Genomic DNA, 17,849 nt, shown 5'->3' with positions numbered 1-17,849 from the left:
CAGATGCTTTTTTTATCGCATCTGGTTTTAGTGATTTCCATTATTTCTGGGTTGTCCTATACGCGCTTCCAAAGTGAATGGGATATGCGTATCGAGCATGCAGTGATTATGGCGAAAACGCATCTGTCTTCACAAATGACGTTTCTCTCCGGCTCTATAGCGGGTCGTAATTATGCAAACTTGATGATGCCTTCGACCAAAGAGAACTTCAGAGCCATCGATGGTCTACTGTTTGTTGAGGTCTCCGGCACGTCAGATTACAAAGAACAAAAAGTGGCAGTTCGATATTTGGCACAATCCAATCAAGTGTGGCGAATTGATGTCAGCGATCAGGAGGTAAGGGCGCTCCAAGCGCAAAAGGGAAATCTTGAGCACATCTTGGCGGCGACGCCTGACACAGATGAAATTAAGCGTAATAAGCTCCAATACCTTATCAACAAAGCAAAGGTTGATTTAGAGGCACTACAAATCAGCAAGGGGCTTAATCAAGATACCAATCTGCCATGGACAAAAGATTATCTTCGACAAACCGACTTCTACTACGATGCCAATCTATCGGTGCTTCATGTTTGTCTGCCTTTAAGAAACGTAAACGGTGGCTACATTTGGGCGGTATTAGATGCAAGTAAACTCGACACTATCAAAACGACGCTAATTAAAGAGCTGCTTAATGAGGCGTTAATCGCTTCGTTAATCTCTATGGTGATGATATACATGGTCACCATGTGGATTGTTAGCCCACTCAAGCGTCTTTCAATGTCGATGAAGAAAGACATTGAAAAGATCGACCAATCGTATATTCCTGAAATTCAGCGATCGGATGAAATTGGTGACTTAGCTCGTTCATATTCCAGCTTGATTACGAAAATCAAAAACCAGTTGCGCGTTCTTCGTCAACAAACTGATACTGATGCCTTGACGGGATTAGGGTCGCGTTACTTGTACAAACGTACTGCACCACTGTTTGTTCAGCAAACGGTAGGTAATATGAGTTATGCCTGCTTCGTTTTGTGCGATATCGATAACTTTAAAAAGTTTAATGACACATACGGACATATCGAAGGGGATAACACGTTATGTGATGTTGCTGAACTCTTTCGCTCGTTTTTAGGTAAGGACCAACCGTCGTTTCGATTAGGCGGCGAGGAGTTTGCCTTGCTTGTTTACGGGAATACCTTAGATGTGCTTCAAGCAAAAGTAGAACGTTTAAGACAAGCCGTAGAGGCTTTAGCCATTCCACATGCCAAAAATCTTCCATCACAAGTTGTTACCATTTCAGTAGGGGCTGTGCCTTTGACAAAAATAACGCCTTATCCGAGTGTGGATGCATGCGAGAAAGCACTCGAACAAGCCTTTGAGGTTGCGGATAAGAACTTATACCTAGCCAAAGATAAAGGACGCAACGTTGTGATTATGGACAAACCAATTGAAATATAATCAGCAGAGCCTAATGGTGTAAAATAGTAGGGCTTACTCTGATCTAGTTCTATCGCATCATAAAATGTTGAATTTTTTCAAACAAATTCAATACGGCTAAACCGTTTTCAACACGTACCAGCCAAATAGATTTATTTCATTTATGAAGAAATGTTAAGAGTTTATCTTCTCGGTGATGAATTACTACACAAAGATGTAGCAAATTTACCGTTAGACCCTTTTAAATTGAGGGTTTTAACCTGTCTACCCCTTTAGGGTAGTTTGATTCCGTAATTGATTTACATCATGTATTAATTTTCTTTCACATTTAACAATGCGCTCAGTTATAAGAACCTAACCCTTAGGAAGTACAATGAGCAAGTTGAAGCTAGTAGTCATCGGTAACGGTATGGTAGGCCACCGTTATATCGAAGACTTAGTCGAGAAAGCTGATATGTCTAATATGGACATTACGGTTTTCTGTGAAGAACCTCGTGTCGCATACGACCGTGTGCACCTTTCCTCTTACTTTTCTCACCATACTGCAGATGAACTTTCTTTAGTGAAAGAAGGCTTCTACGAGAAACACGGCATTAACATGTTGATCGGTGAGCGTGCGATTAACATCAACCGTGAAAACCGCATTGTTTACTCAAGCACTGGTCGTGAAGTTCAATACGACAAGCTGATTCTTGCTACTGGCTCATTCCCATTTGTTCCACCTATCAAAGGTCACGAAAGCAAAGACTGTTTTGTTTACCGCACTATCGAAGATCTTAAAGCGATCGAAGCGTGTGCGAAGAAGAGCAAATCAGGTGTTGTTGTCGGTGGTGGTCTGCTAGGTCTTGAAGCAGCAGGCGCATTGAAAGCACTAGGTGTAGAAACGCACGTTGTTGAGTTCGCACCAAAGCTAATGGCTGAGCAACTTGATCTAGCTGGTGGTAACCAACTTCGTCAAAAGATCGAGTGCATGGGCGTGAAAGTTCACACTAGCAAAAACACGCTTGAGATCGCGGCAGAAGGCACAAATGCACGCAACGTTATGCGTTTTGCTGACGGTTCAGAGCTAGAAACAGACTTCATCGTATTCTCCGCAGGTATTCGTCCCCAAGACAAACTAGCACGCCAAATGGAGCTAGAAGTGGCACCTCGTGGCGGTGTTGCTATCAACGACCATTGTCAGACTTCTGATGAGAACATCTACGCCATCGGTGAGTGTGCGTCTTGGAACGAAATGTTCTACGGCCTTGTTGCTCCTGGCTACAAGATGGCGACAGTTGCCGTTGATCACCTGCTAGGTAACACAGAAAGCAAATTCGAAGGCGCTGACATGTCTGCGAAGTTGAAACTTCTTGGTGTAAAAGTAGGTTCAATCGGTGACGCGAACGGTCGTACCGAAGGCTGTAAGAGTTACGTTTACCAAAACGAAGAGCAAGAAGTTTACAAACGTCTTATCGTTTCTGAAGACAACAAGAAACTGCTTGGCGCGGTTATGGTCGGTGACACCTCTGACTACGGCGACCTGCTTCAACTTATGTTGAATGAAATCGACCTGCCAGAGCACCCGGATGCGTTGATCCTTCCTGCACACGCAGGCGCTGAGAAACCAGCACTAGGTGCAGACGCTCTACCAGAAAGCGCAGTAATCTGTTCTTGTTTCGACGTAACCAAAGGCAAGATCGCACAAGCGGTTGCTGATGGTCACCACACATTGGGCGACATCAAAGCCGTGACTGGAGCAGGTACAGGCTGTGGTGGTTGTATTCCTCTAGTCACTTCTGTTCTAAATGCTGAGCTTGCTAAATCTGGCATCGACGTGAAGAACGACGTGTGTGAGCACTTTGCATACTCACGCCAAGAATTATTCCACTTAATCCGCATTGAAGAGATCAAAACGTTTGATGAGCTTCTAGAAAAATACGGTAAAGGTTACGGCTGTGAAGTTTGTAAACCATTGGCTGGTTCTATCTTGGCTTCTTGCTGGGGTGAGCACATTCTTAAGCCACAACTGGTTAAGCTGCACGACACGAACGATAACTTCCTAGGTAACATCCAAAAAGACGGTACTTACTCTGTGATCCCACGTATGGCGGGTGGTGAAGTAACACCTCAAGCATTGGGTACGCTAGCGAACGTTGCTGCAGAATACAACCTATACACCAAAGTAACCGGTGCTCAACGTATTGGTCTGTTTGGTGCACAAAAAGACGATCTTCCAGAGATCTGGCGCAAGCTTATCGACGCTGGTTTCGAAACAGGTCAGGCGTACGCAAAAGCACTTCGTATGGCGAAGACATGTGTGGGCTCAACGTGGTGTCGTTACGGTGTTCAAGACTCTGTTGGTCTAGGTTCCTACATCGAGAACCGTTACAAAGGCATTCGTACACCTCATAAGATGAAGTTCGGTGTTTCTGGTTGTACTCGTGAGTGTGCGGAAGCACAAGGTAAAGACCTTGGTGTCATCGCGACTGACGCAGGCTGGAACATGTACGTATGTGGTAACGGCGGTATGAAACCTCGTCACGCAGACCAACTTGCAAGTGACCTAGATAAAGAAACGCTAATCAAGTACATCGACCGCTTCATGATGTTCTACATCCGTACTGCTGCGCCACTACAACGCACATCAGTTTGGATGGAAAACATGGAAGGTGGCGTTGACTACCTACGCGAAGTGATTGTTGACGACAAACTTGGCATCAACGCGCAACTAGAAGCAGACGTAGCGAAACTTGTCGACGAATACGAGTGTGAGTGGACTGCGACTATCAACGACGAATCACAACTGACTCGTTTCGCGCACTTCATCAACTCTGACAAGCGCGATGAAAACGTCGTGTTTGTACAAGAGCGTGAACAGCACCGCCCAGCAACCTTCACGGAAAAACACCCTGAAGCGAAAGGCGACATCCTACACGTAGCGATCACTGAAGCATAAGGGAAGGTTGATTATGTCATTTGAAAAGATTTGCCAAATCAGCGACATCGTACCGGGCACGGGTGTTTGTGCACTGGTTGATGGTCAGCAAGTTGCGGTATTTCGCCCAACACAAGCAGAAGAAGTGCTGGCTATCAGCAACACAGATCCGTTCTTCCAATCAAACGTGCTTTCTCGCGGTTTGATCTGTGAGCACCAAGGCGAGCTTTGGGTGGCAAGCCCACTTAAAAAGCAGCGCTTTAACCTGACTACGGGTGCGTGCATGGAAGACGAGCGTTTTAGCGTGAAAGCGTACAAAACGCGCGTAACCAACGGCGAAGTAGAGATTTCTGCATAAGCGTGGTTTCCATTCCCTCCTCTAAGGGGGAGGGAATGAACCGAAATCTAGATTTAATAGGTAAAGGCTTTCCAGAGTCATCTGCGGGGGACAGGGAAGCGAGATGTTACTGAGTTAACGGGAAGCCTTTCTCTATTCAATCTTTAATTTTTAACTTTCACTTTTTGAATAAGGACACATTCATGTCTACTGATTTTAAGCCTGCAGAATTCGTTCAAACCATGATCAACGTGGGTGAAGCGAAAACCAACACCAGTACTCGCGATTTGCTACTCCGCGGTACAATGGCGGGTATCATCCTGTCGCTAGCGGTGGTTGTGGCTATTACGACTATCGTACAAACGGGCGTGGGCGTTGTGGGTGCGCTTGTCTTCCCAGTTGGTTTCGTGATTCTAAGTGTGATGGGTTACGACCTAGTAACAGGTGTTTTTGGTCTGGCTCCTCTAGCTAAATTTGCAAACCGTCCTGGTATCACTTGGGGTCGTATCTTCCGTTGTTGGGGTTTGGTTGGTTTGGGTAACCTAATCGGTTCTCTAATCGTTGCTTACCTAGTAGCGATCTCTCTAACAGGTAACTTCTCTCTAGAATTGAACGCAGTAGCGAAGAAATTTGTCGCTGTTTCTACAGCACGTAGTCTTGGTTTCGAAAATATGGGCATGGACGGATGGATCACGTGTTTCGTACGCGGCATCTTCTGTAACCTAATGGTGTGTCTTGGCGTTATCGGCAACATGACTGCACGTTCAGTGTCTGGTCGTGTAGCAATGATGTGGTTCCCAATCTTCATCTTCTTCGCACTAGTATTTGAGCACACAGTGGTAAACATGTTCCTATTCCCACTAGGTATGATTCTAGGTGCTGATTTCGGTATTGCGACTTGGTTGAACTTCAACCTTATCCCAACCATCCTAGGTAACATCGTTGGTGGTCTAGTGATGACTTGTATTCCACTGTACCTAACTCACGCTAAAACTGCGCCTTCTATCAATGCTGAAGAAGAAGTAAAAGCACAGCCTGCAATGGCTAAGTAATTGAGGTTTATTACCAATATATTAGGTAATGAACAAGTCGGGACTCTCTTTGGGCTTGAACTGAGAGATTCCCGACTACGCTCCTTCGTCGATTTCGGGAATGACTCATATAGGAGCAATTCAACAAATACTGCTCATCTAATGCGATAACAAGCAAAGCGAAAAGCCTGTCATTCCTTAGATGAAGGAACTTCAGAGCAGGGAACCTCGTTCCCATATACTAATAAGCTATTTGGCTATAAAAAGCGTTTCTTTGTCAGAGTCTCTCTTTATATCTAAATTTTTCGATAGGCGTTGATATGACAACTGTTAACTCATCTTTAAACAGCGGCTTTGTTTCTCTTGTTGGTGCAGGTCCGGGTGACCCAGATTTACTGACAGTAAAAGGCTTAAAAGCCATTCAAGCAGCCGAAGTTGTGGTGTATGACCGATTGGTGTCGAAAGATATTCTAGAATTGGCTCACGCATCAGCAGAGATGATCTACGTAGGTAAAAAGTTGGACTTTCACTGCGTGCCTCAAGATCAAATCAACCAAATCTTGGTGCAAAAAGCGCAAGAAGGTAAACGTGTTGTACGTCTAAAAGGCGGCGATTCATTTATCTTTGGTCGTGGCGGTGAAGAGCTAGAAGAGCTAGCAGAATTCGGCATCAAATACGAAGTGGTTCCGGGTATCACAGCTGCTGCGGGTGCAACGGCTTACGCAGGTATTCCATTAACGCATCGTGACCACGCGCAAAGCGTTCAGTTCATTACTGGCCACGTACAAAAAGATGGCCGTGAGATTGAATGGCACTCGCTAGCGCAGTCAAACAACACGCTTGTGTTCTATATGGGGTTGAAGCAAAGCGGTCATATCATGGATAAGCTTATCACACATGGATTAGACCCAGAGATGCCATGCGCTATCATTGAAAACGGCACACGTACAGAGCAGCGCGTATTCCAAGGTAATCTGAACGAGCTATCTAATATGGCAGAACAAGCAGTGAGCCCTGCGTTGATTGTGGTTGGCAGCGTGACGCAATTGCACAGCAAATTGGATTGGTTTGGAAAATAACTGAAGACTTAGTCTTAAGCATTAGATCGCGCAAGGACTGCGTTTCTGTTGCATCTCTCTTTTTCGCATTGGCATTTCATCGATCAAATCGTTGATGAACTGCCAATCAGTCTTCGCACCCCAGCGGTGTTTCTCTTCTCCGTCTTTACCCAAAAGAATCGCAGTGTGTTGACCTGCTTTGACTTCGTAGAGAGCAGCCAGCATTTTCAAATCGAACTCTTCTTTTAACCATGAAGGTTCAGTAAAACCGTCCTCTGCAATCACTAAAGTGATCACATCGCGGTCTTCCAATTCACATTCATTCATCAAAGCTTCGAGCAAAAACTGTTTTACGTGGTCGTCATTCGCAGGGGCGAAGTATAGGACACTGCGATGTGGCCAGTACTGTGAGTGTGCTGGATAACCAAACGCATTGCCTGATATGAGGCATGCAAGCAAAAGGGCTAACGTCGACTTGTTCATGGCTCCCTCCTTGAAACGCGAGACTTCGTTTATCACGTTATACGGTAAGTTTAGTGGAATTAGCTCATTGTGCTTTGGTCCAAAGTGGCATAGGGTATGCGGCAAACAAATAAAGCGTATTAAATAGATGAACTCTGAAAGCAAACAAAAGATCGCAATCTTAGTCGACGTACAGAACGTGTATTACACCTGTCGTGAAGCGTACCGCAGCAATTTTGATTACAACCAGTTTTGGTATGTCGCGACACAAGGAAAAGAAGTGGTAAGTGCACGTGCCTATGCCATTGCGAGCAATGACCCAAAACAGCGTCAGTTCCACCATATTTTGCGTGGTGTTGGGTTTGAGGTGATGCTTAAACCTTATATTCAACGTCGTGACGGGAGCTCGAAAGGCGACTGGGATGTAGGTATTACACTAGATGCGATTGAGATTGCGCCGGAAGTGGATGAAGTGGTTCTGGTATCTGGCGATGGCGATTTTAGTTTGTTGGTGGAACGCATTCAGCAACGCTTTAGCAAGAAAGTCACAGTGTATGGCGTACCAAAGTTAACTTCCCAAACCTTGATTGATTGCGCGGACCATTTTGTTGCTGTCGATGACGACTTTCTTCTTTAACTTCTTCTCGCTGTATAGCTTTGAGAATAAAGAAAGGGCGAGTCACTTCAGGCTGTACGTTAACGTACAATGACTCGCCCCAAACTATAAGTTGGTTAGTTACGAAGGAATGATCATTTGTCCTAGCACGTAACCCAAGCAACAAGCACCAATCACACCAATTAAACCCACAGACATGAATGAGTGGTTGAAGTACCACTTGCCAATCTTAGTCGTACCTGAAGTATCGAAGTTTACTGTCGCGATATCAGAAGGGTAGTTAGGGATAAAGAAGTAGCCGTAAACCGCAGGCATTAAGCCGATAAGCAGTGCAGGGTCCAAGCCTAGTCCGAGACCAACAGGTAACATCATACGTGCTGTTGCTGCTTGAGAGTTCACTACTACTGATACGATGAATAGCGCGAGTGCGAACGTCCAAGGATAGTTGGTTACCATTTCAACAATGCCGGACTTGAATTGAGGCATCGCGTATTGGAAGTAGGTATCTGACATCCATGCAATGCCGAAGATAGCAATTGCTGCCACCATGCCGGATTTAAAAACTACGCCGTTTGGCACGTCACGTGGGTCGGTTTTGGTCGCAAGCAAAATAATACCGCCGAAGCAGAGCATCATCATCTGAATAACCACAGCCATGCTGATTGGCTTCGCGCCATCGACGATGGTTCGCACTTCCGGCCACATCGCAATAACGACGATCACAAGAATCGACAGAATGAACAGCAAAACAGAGTTGCGTGCGCTCGCTGGAAGCACTTCGTCCAAAGAAGTTGCCGTTGTGTTTAAGATTTTCTCACGCCAAACCGGATCTTTTAGACGCTCTTGGTACTCTTCGTCATCTTCAAGCTCTTTACCGCGTTTCAAGCTGTATAGCGACATCAACAGCGTACCAAACAAGGTTGCTGGTACTGTTACGAGAAGAATCGATAGCAAGGTGATTTCGTGTTGAATGTCAGACAGCTGTGCTAGGTAGTAAACCACAGCGGCTGAAATTGGTGATGCCGTGATTGCGATTTGAGAAGCAACGGATGCCGCAGCCATCGGACGCTCAGGGCGAATGCCGTTTTTCAACGCAACGTCGCCAATGATTGGCATGATGGAGTATACCGCGTGACCAGTACCAAGTAGAAAGGTCATAAAGTAAGTGACGAACGGTGCAATGAGGGTAACGCGCTTAGGGTTCTTACGCAGTACGCGCTCGGCTACCTGCAACATGTATTTCAAACCGCCAGCGGCTTCAAGAATGGAAGCACAAGTAACCACCGCAAGGATGATCAGCATTACAGTGACGGGTGGGGAGGTTGGTGGCATCTTGAAGATAAAAACCTCAATGACCAAACCAATACCTGAAACAACACCAAGACCAATGCCGCCATACCGTGAACCGATATACAGCATCACGAGCAAAAATAGAAACTCAAGATACAACATGTTTAATTTCCTTATTAGAAACAGGGACTTTTATTGTTTCTATATTCAAGAAAAAAATACTTAGCCTTGTTCACATTCCATTTCATAGGAAATAGTAATGTCTAATAATTGGGAATAACTCACGCTACGGAGCCAAAGTGTTACGTTGCCTTTGAGCTGGTGTTGTTGGAATGTTTTTATCCACTAGTTCTGACGTTAAACCGAACCATTTTGGTGCATCTTCGCGGTTTAATGGTTTATTTTGCTGCCGTTTATTTGGGACTTTTTATTGATTTTAATGCCCTGTGGCACGTCAAAGTGACACAGTGTAAACATTACTGATAATTATTTGCATTGAGTGCTTGGCTTGCGTATAACTGCGTTCAAACAAAAACGTACGTAAACACAACAATGTCTGAGCAGTTTTTTCCGCAACTCTTCCATTACTCAAAGGAAGTCACGCCATTCTTACACGGCAGTATTGGTGAGATTGGTGCTAGTGCAATCCATATCGATAACAACATCAATCCAATTGTACAATCACTCTACCAATCGCTTTCTCAAGCGCATCCTGAAGCGGGTAAAGCCTATTGGCTAACTCGAACATGGGACCTGCTTTGTTGGCAGCCTATGTATGTGGCATTCATTTCGATCTATGGATTTCACACTTTGCCAAATCTACGGGGGATGGGGCAATACGTGCAGCAAGGGTTTGTCACGGGTTACCGCTTTGCTGATGAACAGCATATTCATGGTGAAATTGAAGAACTGATTGTCGAAGCTGGTAAGCAAATACGTGCACTTTATGACTTCTATCAGATACAAATGAGTGATTGGACTCGCATACGCCCGGGCTTTACTCATCAATTGATGTCTGATGGTGTGATGGCATGCTTGATCCGACTCCAGCAACATTTTCCTCAATTTAGTGACGAGCTCATTCACCAGCATGCCAAGTTGTGGTTGGAAGCGCTTGGGTTAAGTTCTGAAAATACATCATCCCTGTACGCTTTTTCAGACGAGCGTCCTTTGAAATTAGTCCGAAAAAGCTGCTGTTTAGTCTACAAATGTGAAGGGCGAAAACTGTGCGAAGATTGCCCTCGAACAGAGGAAAATAAGCAACTCGTCAAATCTCGAAGTACCGTAAAGTAACAAACATATAACATATGTAACAGTGCTCGATCTATGATTGAGAATGAGTATTATTGTCGACTCTGTAATTTATAAAAAGATAAAGACAATGATAAAAAGGAAGTTTTCTTTAAATCTCATCATGCTTGCGATGAGCAGTGGCTATGCAATTCAAGCACTTGCAGAAGAATCTAATATAAGCAAACAGAGTAATGCGGATGAACAAGTAGTGGTGGTTGGCAGTGTTATGCCTAAGTCCATTTCAGACATTCCGGGTACGGTTTGGTTCGTTGATCAAGAGCAGATCGCTCAACAATACCGAGCAGGAAAAAACCTTGGTGACATCTTATCGGCAACGATTCCGTCATTAGACGTTGGTACGGGTGGCCGAACTAACTACGCGCAGAACCTCCGTGGGCGTGCAATGTTGGTTATGATCGATGGGGTGTCATTACAATCCTCACGCCCAATCAGTCGTCAACTCGACGCGATTGACCCATTCAATATTGAACGTATTGAGGTGTTATCCGGTGCGACATCGATATACGGTGCCGGCGCAACGGGTGGTGTGATAAATATTGTCACAAAAAAAGCGACGTCAGATGAACTTGCATTTGAATCTTACGTGAGCGGTACGACCGGTTTTAATGGTAGTGACGATTTTGATTATAAGGTTGCCCAATCAGTATCTGGCGGAAACGACAAAGTAAGTGCGCGTGGTTCGGTGGTGTACGGCGAAACTCAAGGTTTCTATGATGGTAATGGTGACATTGTCACGCCGGACATCTCACAAGGTTCACTGCAGTACAATTCAACGCTTGATGTGATGGGCTCTGCGGAGATTCAAACGTCAGATGAAAGCCAACTTAGCCTAGTTGCGCAATACTATGATAGTCAACAAGACTCGCCTTATGGTCTGTACATTGTGGGGCGCGATTTCGTCGATGTACGTAAAGGATTTGAATCTGACCGCCAACACGGCACAGAACGTGTTCTTCTTAGTGCAAGTTACAGCCATGAGTCTGTATTAGGTCATCAATTGATTGGTGAGTTGTCCTATCGAAGTGAAGACCAAACTTTCACACCATATTTCCAAAGTGCTTCTCAGCAAGAAACAGAGGTTTTTGCAGGGCGTCTGGCGTTAGCGAAGAATTGGAACGATTTTAATCTTATCTATGGTATTGATGCTTATCTTGATCGTTTCGACAGTAACCAAGCACTCTTCGATTCGACGATTGCTAATAATTCTGGAAACTTGATAAACAAGACGTATGCACAAGTTGGCCGTTACCCTGGTGTAGACGTGTCTTCTTACGCATTGTTTATTCAAGGGGACTACCAAATTACTTCGGATTGGTCTGTACAAGCAGGTTATCGCCATCAATACATGGATAACAAAGTTGATGACTTTGTCGCTTATAGTGTGCAGAAGAAGATTGCTGCAGGAGCGGGAACGTCGGCTGATTCAGTACCAGGTGGCAGTACAGATTACTCAGTTAACCTATTCAACCTTGGCACTATCTATCGGTTGAATGATGAGTCGCAAGTTTGGGCAAACTTCTCCCAAGGTTTCCAATTGGCGGACCCAGCGAAATACTATGGTCAGGGCAGTTACGATGCAGTAGATGCAAATGGTCATTACGCACTAAAGGACAGCATCAATGTATCTGATTCTAAATTGTCAGGCATTAAAACGGACAGTTACGAAATTGGTTACCGTTTAGATAAGGAAGCGTTGTCTCTTCAAGCAGCGGGTTATTACTCGTTGTCAGATAACTCAATCAAATACGACCGTAAAACTTTGCTGATTACCAGTGTGGATGACGAGCAACGTGTGTATGGTGCGGAAGCAAACATCAACTACTGGGTAACCAGCGATATTCTTGTTGGTGCTTCCGGTCATTATGTCGTATCTGAACTGAAGACCAATGGCAAATGGGAAGATTTGAGTGCTGGTAAGGCAAGTACATCTAAAGCGAACGCTTGGGCAGCATGGTACCAAAACGATTACTCTGTGCGTCTACAAAGCCAAACTATGTTCGATTACGAAGATGATGCGAACAACAAGTTAGATGGATACACAACATTTGATTTGCTAGGCAGCGTGATACTGCCTGTTGGTCAATTAGGATTCGGAATCCAAAACCTGTTTAACGAGGATTACACCACGGTGTGGGGACAACGTGCGCAAATCCTGTACGCAACTCACTATGAGTCTGCTGCTTATGACTATAAGGGAAGAGGTCGTACGTTCACGCTTAACTACAGCCTTGAGTACTAAAAGTCCGTATCTGAGATACAAATAAGCACGTTAAATTTGGATAAAAAAAGCCGCGTTATGCGGCTTTTCTTTTATGCTTCGTCTGTTGCTTGAGTTTCTTCAGTGGTTTGTGAAGTTTGCTCATTAGCTTGCTGTTCCGCTTCCATCTTCGCGCGTTCTGCTTTTGAGATGTAGCGAGGCTTATTGCTCTTATGAAGCTTTGCATTTTGTTTTTTCTGCTTCGCTTTTAAAATCGAATTAATTTTCTTCTTGCGGTTCATGGTGTTGGTCCTTTAATTTAGCGGGGCAGGATAGTGATTTTTCCGCCAAGTTACAACCCTAATGGATTCCCTATGAAAACACTTACTACCAAGCGCCTCACACTGCGTCTTGTCAGTGTAGAAGATGCGCCGTTTATTTTAGAACTCTACAACCAGCCAGACTTTTATCGTTTCGTCGGTGACAAACAAATTCGAACCCTAGAAGAAGCCAAGCGTTACATCCAAGATAACATGTTAAGAATGCAGGAACTTAAGGGTGTCAGTTTGCTGGTGGTTGAAACCAACCATGATAAACAGCCAGTTGGCATTTGTGGTTTGGTTAAACGCGATACATTAACAGCGTTTGATATTGGTTACGGTTATCTGCCTAGCGCTTATGGCAAAGGTTACGCGAAAGAAGCCGCAAGTGTCGTCGTGGATTTTGCTCGTGAGGAAATGAATGTAGAAAACTTGGTCGCTATCACCAATAATGACAATATTCGCAGTATAAGTTTGCTAGAAAAATTGGGTTTTCAGTTTGAACGCGTTGAGCAGACTTACGATAATGGTCGAACTTTACAGCTCTATACGATGGAGTTGTAACCAGATAAGTAACTTAAAGCCTTATTGTTAAGGTCTCTGGGTTATACCAAGTAACCTGAGATACTAGGTTCAGCGTGAATGACTTAGTTTTTTAGTCAAACAAATGGCTACGTCAAACAACTTGGAAAGAGCTTGCTATTACACGGTTTAGTTTTCTTTGCTCTCGAATCAATGATAGGGCTCTGAATCCTGCATCTTGAAGTCACTTGGGTATGAATCTGTTTTAGTTAGAGGAAAAAAATGAGCGACATTTTGTTAGGTAAACTCGCCACTGAATTTAAAACCGTCAAGGCGATGGTCGAGGTTTACTGTAAAGACCACCATGGCACAAAAGGTGAGCTATGCGCGGAATGTCGCGAATTGTTAGAATATGCGGAAGTTCGGCTTGATCGTTGTCCTTACGGAGAAGACAAGCCGACTTGCAATAAATGCCCAATACATTGCTACAAACCCGAGCCTAAAGAGCAAATGCGTTTAGTGATGCGTTATTCAGGACCGAGAATGTTACTCAAGCATCCGATCTTAGCGATTCGGCACTTGGTGCATGAGAAGCGTGAGGTTCCAAATAAACCAGCTGCAAATGTGTCGAATCGCCACAAACGAATGAGTGCAGAACGCGAAGCCAAGAAGCCTAGTTAAAAACTTACTAAGAAGTCGTAACAACGGTGAGATTCTTGATCCAATACTTTTGCGTGTATCGACGATAACACAGTGCCAATTTCACTACTTCTTCTGCGATCATTAGTGCGTAAACGCATTTAAACTCCCAGTCTAAGACGAACGCGGCGACGGCGCACAAAGGCAATCCAGTCATCCACATCGCGATAAAGTCCATGCGTAAACAAAAGACGTTATCGCCACCCGCTCGAATAATGCCGTTTATGATGATCATGTTGAGCATGCGGAGCCAAATCGCGCTACATAAAATCACGACTGCGGGTGCCGCGAGTGGGTAAAGTTCTGAGTTATCTAGGTTCAATGCTGCAATGATTAACTCTCGATTTAGTAGCAGTAATGCGCCAATCGAAATACCAAACACAAACACCGCTTTAATGAAGAAGCTTGCCATGTGCTGAGCTTGCTCAAAGGCATCACGCCCTAACGACTGCCCAATCATCACTGAACACGCAACAGAGATTCCAAAAAAGATGGAGTAACACAGAGATTCAAATGGACCTAACATGCTAAACACCGCGAGTTCTGTCGTGCCCATGTGACCAAAAATCATTTGATACACCATCGTACCAATGGCCCAAAGTAGCGCGCCTAAGGTCATTGGTAATGCCAAACGGCGATAAGAGAGCCACAAAGAGGGGCGTTCAGCCCCTTCTTTTACTTCCAATAACCAATGTTTACGCCAACGCATATAGCCAATCATGGCTAGTACTTGGAATAAGCGAGAAATCGTCGTCGCTAATGCCGCACCTGCAACACCCATTGCAGGTATACCTAGCCCGCCTTTAATGAGCCAAAAGTTCAGAGCGATATTGAGCACAATAGTCATTGCTCCCATTAATAGTGGAGTGACGGTGTCACCAGACGATCGCATGCTGGCTTCTAATACAATAATGATGTGAGTCAGTAGCAACACAGGGAACGCATACCAAAGGTAGGTAGAACCAAGGTCAATGACTTGAATATCGCTGGTTTGCAGGCGCATGATCACTTCGCTGCCAACTGTGATAATTAGAGTGACAGGAATAAGCACCTTTAGACCAAAACGAATCGCAATACCGGTGACGGTTTTTGCACTTACGGCATCGTCTCGTCCCCAATATTGCGCAACAAGTGTGCCATTTGCAGATGCTAAACCTGCCATGATCATAATGGCGACAAAATGCCATTTTGATGCAATTCCCACAGCTGCGGTTGCTTCTTTACCAAAATCGCTAACCATGAGAACATCGGCTAAGGCAAGTATTGCTACCAAAGCACTCTGGATGGCGACAGGAAAACCCAAACGGACAATCTGCTTAAGTAGCCCGTTATATAAAGGGTTAGCACTATTTTTGATACCAATGTTGTTTGCCATAGTCACTCCTCAAATTTTGAGAGGAATATAAAGCGTATAGGAAAGGAAATACATGTGTGAAAAACCACAAAAGCTGTGCAAATCCGTCATTGAGCAATTTGCAACCAAAACGGAATGGCAAGATGACGTGTACTTGGCTCCTGCATGTAAGGAACGCTTTCTCACTTTGACAGAGATTCCTGAGTGGCATCGTGCAGACATTTTTATGGCAGGCTTGGCTGAGTTACGTGATGGTTATCATGTCGAAAGAAACAAAGTTGGTGTGCATACTTTGTTGTTTACGGTTGAAGGTGGTGGCGTTCTGATAACCCCCGATTCTGTCAAAGAGATAGAACCTTATACGCTGACCATTTTGCCTGTCGATACGTGCTTTCGGTTTGAAATGAATCCTGACAAAGATCATTGGAAAATGGTTTGGCTACTACCTCAGAATGCAGGTTCTTGGCGGCATCTGTCGGATCTTGGTCAGACGGTCATGCCTTTCCAAGGTTCAGAGCAAATTTGGGCGTTAATGACCTTGCTCTACAATGAGATAGGCGGTCGTACTGGTTTTCGTCAGTTATTGATCAGCGAAGTACAACGTTTAGTCAAAAGCGTCGAAACGCCTATCAGTAGCTCGCTTTCTCGCGTTCAAACATTATTTAATGAAGTGGAAGGGCAACTGCACCTACCTTGGACGGTCGCCGAGATGGCAAAGCGATGTTTTATAAGTGAAGAGCAGTTTAACCGACTGTCCAAACAATTATTCAACATGAGTCCGAGGAGCAAGTTAATTGAGCTTCGCATGCACAAAGCGGCGGACTTATTACAGTATCCAGCTTGGTCGGTTGTCATGATAGCAAACCGATTGGGTTATCGTGATCCTTACAACTTCACGCACCGATTTAAAAAGTTCTACGGCAGTTCGCCAACACGTTATCGCAAGAAATTATTGGAGAATCAAAACTAATGAGCCGCTTTAATTCCCCAATGATTTAAAGAGTAGAGTATTTCAGAAACAAAAAACGAGGGCATGAACCCTCGTTTTTTTGTTTGGTTGGGACAGGTTAAAAATTACAAACCTGCCGCCATTTGGTGCTTGGATTTAGTTGCTGCGATTAGCATGTAAATGCAAGTTGCAAGTAATGCTGCAAATAAGTAGCCCAACAAACCGTGCATTTGACCCATAAATTTATCAGCAACCACTGGACCTGCTACTGAGCCCACGCTGTAGCTAAACAACATGACTTGCGTTGCAGACACGATGAAACGCTCGTCTAAGCCTTCACAACCTAGGTTAATCGCAATTGGGTATAGAGCGAATGTCGCCATGCCTAATAGGAACAACGCCACTGCCAACACCACCGCTGACGAAGAAATGAAAGTGAGTCCGATAGAGAAAATGCCAAGGATGCAGAAGAACGCCATTAGTACAGTACGTACCATGTACTTGTTTAAGGTTGTCACCATAGGTTGAACCAACATACCGCCCAGAATCACTAACGCCATCAAAGTACCAATGTCTTGGTGGCTGATTTTACGGTTTGCGAGCTCTACTGGCATCAGACCGTAAATTGCTCCCAGAGTAAGACCAGAAACAACACAACCAATGATTGCTGCGTGGCTTAGTTTTGAAATCTGTTTGAACGACAGTGCAGTAGACTCATGGCTGTTTGGTTGTTCACAGTCGATGAATAGTAGCACTAGCATCGCCATCAAGATCAGTGTCGTGATGGCAACAAAAGGGACGCCACCACTTACGCCAAGAATGCCAATGCCAAATTGACCAAGCGCAGAACCGCCGTACAAAGAAAGCATGTATAGACTCAAACGTTTTGCGCGTGAGGATTCATCGCCAGACATTAGCCATGATTCTACGATGACGAATACGCCCGCTACTGCGATGCCCGCAATAAAGCGTGCAAATAGCCATACCATTAGGAATAATCGGCAAAACGATGATTGTCAGAGAAAAGGCTGCCAAGCTACCGACAAACGCTTTACGGTGCCCAACGCTGCGAACGATTCGCTCAAAGAACATGGCGCCAAACAATAGACCGCCATAGAACACACTCGCCAACCAACTCGCGTAATCAGCAGAGATGTTGTATTCACCAAGCATAAGAGGGATCAAGCTCATCAAATAGCCTGATGCCACTGCATAAAGAGACAGTGCTACGACAGGAACTGTGACTCGTGGTGATGCTGCAGGAATGGCTGTGTTTTCCAATGTTTTGCGCCTATAAGTTAAGTAAAAATCAGGGGTTATTTGGCGCGAATATGAGGCTAATTAATAGGCAAGTAAAATGATATATT

15 protein-coding genes and 1 pseudogene are annotated in these 17,849 nt (G+C 44.7%); 11 read left to right on the top strand and 5 right to left on the bottom strand.

Features of this window, described 5'->3' with window-relative positions:
• Positions 1-84: 84 nt before the first annotated feature.
• The 5 genes from AACR11_RS16515 (at position 85) to cobA (ending at position 6,780) form a co-directional block, all read left to right on the top strand.
• The gene (locus tag AACR11_RS16515; RefSeq protein ID WP_029789296.1) at positions 85-1,437 is read left to right on the top strand and encodes a sensor domain-containing diguanylate cyclase; all 1,353 of its coding nucleotides are present in this window, start codon (positions 85-87) and stop codon (positions 1,435-1,437) included.
• 352 nt (positions 1,438-1,789) lie between these two features.
• Entirely contained in the window at positions 1,790-4,354 is a 2,565-nt protein-coding gene (gene nirB / locus AACR11_RS16510; RefSeq protein ID WP_079324918.1) for a nitrite reductase large subunit NirB, read from the top strand.
• A 13-nt stretch (positions 4,355-4,367) separates the two neighbouring features.
• On the top strand, positions 4,368-4,691 hold the full coding sequence (nirD, locus tag AACR11_RS16505; RefSeq protein WP_005387969.1) for a nitrite reductase small subunit NirD: 324 nt from the start codon (positions 4,368-4,370) through the stop codon (positions 4,689-4,691).
• A 182-nt stretch (positions 4,692-4,873) separates the two neighbouring features.
• Positions 4,874-5,722 carry a formate/nitrite transporter family protein gene (locus tag AACR11_RS16500; protein ID WP_005446948.1) on the top strand — a complete coding sequence of 283 codons (849 nt, stop codon included), beginning with the start codon at positions 4,874-4,876 and terminating at the stop codon, positions 5,720-5,722.
• A 299-nt stretch (positions 5,723-6,021) separates the two neighbouring features.
• The gene (gene cobA / locus AACR11_RS16495) at positions 6,022-6,780 is read left to right on the top strand and encodes a uroporphyrinogen-III C-methyltransferase (RefSeq protein ID WP_029789298.1); all 759 of its coding nucleotides are present in this window, start codon (positions 6,022-6,024) and stop codon (positions 6,778-6,780) included.
• A 21-nt stretch (positions 6,781-6,801) separates the two neighbouring features.
• Here cobA and AACR11_RS16490 read toward each other — a convergent pair whose 3' ends face one another.
• Complete coding sequence (locus tag AACR11_RS16490; RefSeq protein WP_009696657.1) at positions 6,802-7,242, bottom strand: DUF4174 domain-containing protein; 441 nt, start codon at positions 7,240-7,242, stop codon at positions 6,802-6,804.
• A 127-nt stretch (positions 7,243-7,369) separates the two neighbouring features.
• Between AACR11_RS16490 and AACR11_RS16485 the strand changes: the two genes are divergently transcribed.
• Complete coding sequence (locus AACR11_RS16485; protein ID WP_029789299.1) at positions 7,370-7,858, top strand: LabA-like NYN domain-containing protein; 489 nt, start codon at positions 7,370-7,372, stop codon at positions 7,856-7,858.
• 99 nt (positions 7,859-7,957) lie between these two features.
• Here AACR11_RS16485 and AACR11_RS16480 read toward each other — a convergent pair whose 3' ends face one another.
• Positions 7,958-9,289, bottom strand: coding sequence for an anaerobic C4-dicarboxylate transporter (locus AACR11_RS16480; RefSeq protein WP_005446939.1), 1,332 nt, complete (start codon positions 9,287-9,289; stop codon positions 7,958-7,960).
• Between the two features lie 390 nt (positions 9,290-9,679).
• Between AACR11_RS16480 and AACR11_RS16475 the strand changes: the two genes are divergently transcribed.
• Together AACR11_RS16475 and AACR11_RS16470 are read left to right on the top strand one after the other, a co-directional pair.
• Positions 9,680-10,420 (top strand): siderophore ferric iron reductase, encoded by a 741-nt coding sequence (locus tag AACR11_RS16475; RefSeq protein ID WP_005446937.1) that lies wholly within the window; start codon positions 9,680-9,682, stop codon positions 10,418-10,420.
• Positions 10,421-10,508: 88 nt separating this feature from the next.
• Positions 10,509-12,680 carry a TonB-dependent receptor gene (locus tag AACR11_RS16470; protein WP_029789300.1) on the top strand — a complete coding sequence of 724 codons (2,172 nt, stop codon included), beginning with the start codon at positions 10,509-10,511 and terminating at the stop codon, positions 12,678-12,680.
• 71 nt (positions 12,681-12,751) lie between these two features.
• Here AACR11_RS16470 and AACR11_RS16465 read toward each other — a convergent pair whose 3' ends face one another.
• Positions 12,752-12,940 carry a DUF2986 domain-containing protein gene (locus AACR11_RS16465; RefSeq protein WP_029789301.1) on the bottom strand — a complete coding sequence of 63 codons (189 nt, stop codon included), beginning with the start codon at positions 12,938-12,940 and terminating at the stop codon, positions 12,752-12,754.
• Positions 12,941-13,012: 72 nt separating this feature from the next.
• On the opposite strand from AACR11_RS16465, the gene AACR11_RS16460 reads away from it, so the two are divergent.
• Positions 13,013-13,522, top strand: a complete 510-nt coding sequence (locus AACR11_RS16460; RefSeq protein WP_029789302.1) for a GNAT family N-acetyltransferase — start codon at positions 13,013-13,015, stop codon at positions 13,520-13,522.
• 240 nt (positions 13,523-13,762) lie between these two features.
• Positions 13,763-14,161: a nitrous oxide-stimulated promoter family protein gene (locus tag AACR11_RS16455; RefSeq protein ID WP_005446930.1), complete on the top strand. Its 399-nt coding sequence runs from the start codon at positions 13,763-13,765 to the stop codon at positions 14,159-14,161.
• Positions 14,162-14,168: 7 nt separating this feature from the next.
• Here the strand turns inward: AACR11_RS16455 and AACR11_RS16450 are convergent, their stop codons facing one another.
• A complete protein-coding gene (locus AACR11_RS16450) occupies positions 14,169-15,554 on the bottom strand; it encodes an MATE family efflux transporter (protein WP_029789303.1) in 1,386 nt (461 codons plus the stop codon).
• 52 nt (positions 15,555-15,606) lie between these two features.
• Here AACR11_RS16450 and AACR11_RS16445 point away from each other — a divergent pair, with 52 nt between their 5' ends.
• A complete protein-coding gene (locus AACR11_RS16445) occupies positions 15,607-16,503 on the top strand; it encodes a helix-turn-helix domain-containing protein (protein ID WP_029789304.1) in 897 nt (298 codons plus the stop codon).
• A 104-nt stretch (positions 16,504-16,607) separates the two neighbouring features.
• On the opposite strand, the pseudogene AACR11_RS16440 reads toward AACR11_RS16445, so the two are convergent.
• A pseudogene (locus tag AACR11_RS16440) lies at positions 16,608-17,763 on the bottom strand (MFS transporter).
• Positions 17,764-17,849: the final 86 nt, after the last annotated feature.

The sequence above is a fragment of the Vibrio sp. L85 genome (assembly GCF_963871815.1).
Lineage (GTDB): Bacteria > Pseudomonadota > Gammaproteobacteria > Enterobacterales > Vibrionaceae > Vibrio > Vibrio harveyi.
The sequence above is the reverse complement of the archived record's forward strand: the minus strand, read 5'-3'. Positions and strand labels throughout refer to the sequence as shown.